Origin of the sequence: Streptomyces niger (genome assembly GCF_000718305.1) — a bacterium.
GTDB classification, from domain to species: domain Bacteria; phylum Actinomycetota; class Actinomycetes; order Streptomycetales; family Streptomycetaceae; genus Streptomyces; species Streptomyces niger.
Map to the genome: position 1 here is coordinate 1 of NZ_JOFQ01000056.1, position 885 is coordinate 885.

The following is an 885-nucleotide window of genomic DNA, read 5'->3' on the forward strand; positions in this document are numbered from 1 at the left end:
ACGCGGGTGATGGGTGGCTGGCCTCCGAGTGCGGTGTGGCAGCGATGGTAGTTGTAGGTGTGCAGGAAGTCGTCCAGGGTCGCGGTGCGCTCTTCGTTGCTGGCGTAGGGCCGGAGGTAGGCCCACTCATCCAGCAGGGTGCGGTTGAAGCGTTCGACTTTGCCGTTGGTCTGTGGCCGGTAGGGGCGGGTGCGTTTGCCGGTCGCGCCGAGTTCGGCCAGGGCTTGCTGCCAGGCGGTGGCTTTGCGGTAGGACCAGGCGTTGTCCGTCAGGACCCGCTCGATGTGGGAGATGCCGTGGCGGGCGAAGTGGGCGGCTGCTCGGCGCAGGAAGCCGGCGCAGGTGGCGGCCTTCTCATCGGGGTGGACTTCGCTGTAGGCCAGGCGGCTGTGGTCATCGACGGCGCAGTGGATGTAGTCGAAGCCGACGCCGGTCTTGGTGAGCCGGCTGTCGGCCCGGCCGTGGATGCGCCAGCCGCCGCCGGCGGGGATGCGGCCGAGTTTCTTGACATCGACGTGGAGCAGTTCGCCGGGGCGGGCGCGCTCATAGCGGCGGATCACGGTTCCGGTGGGCCGGTCCAAGAAGGCGAGACGGTTCAGGCCGTGCCGGACCAGTATCCGGTGGACGGTGGAGGGCGGCAGGCCCAGGATCGGACCCAGCCGGGCCGGACCGAGTTTGCGGGTCGTCCGCAGTCGGCAGACCCGATCCTCCAGGCAATTTGCGGTGCGGTGCGGGGTCCGGTGCGGCCTGCTGGTCCGATCCAGCAGGCCGGCCTCGCCCTCGGCCGCGAACCGTCGGAGCCACTTGTGTGCGGTGGTCCGTGAGACGCCCATCTCGGCCGCGACATGCGCGACCGGACGGCCAAGACGGACCCGCTCGACCAGC

General features: G+C 70.1%; 1 protein-coding gene. It reads right to left on the reverse strand.

Translation table 11 applies throughout. The features are described from left to right. Window positions 1–884, reverse strand: an 884-nt coding sequence (locus tag IF20_RS36865) for an IS481 family transposase (RefSeq protein ID WP_234427008.1), incomplete at its 3' end; no start/stop codon positions are given. Between the last annotated feature and the right edge of the window lies 1 nt (window position 885).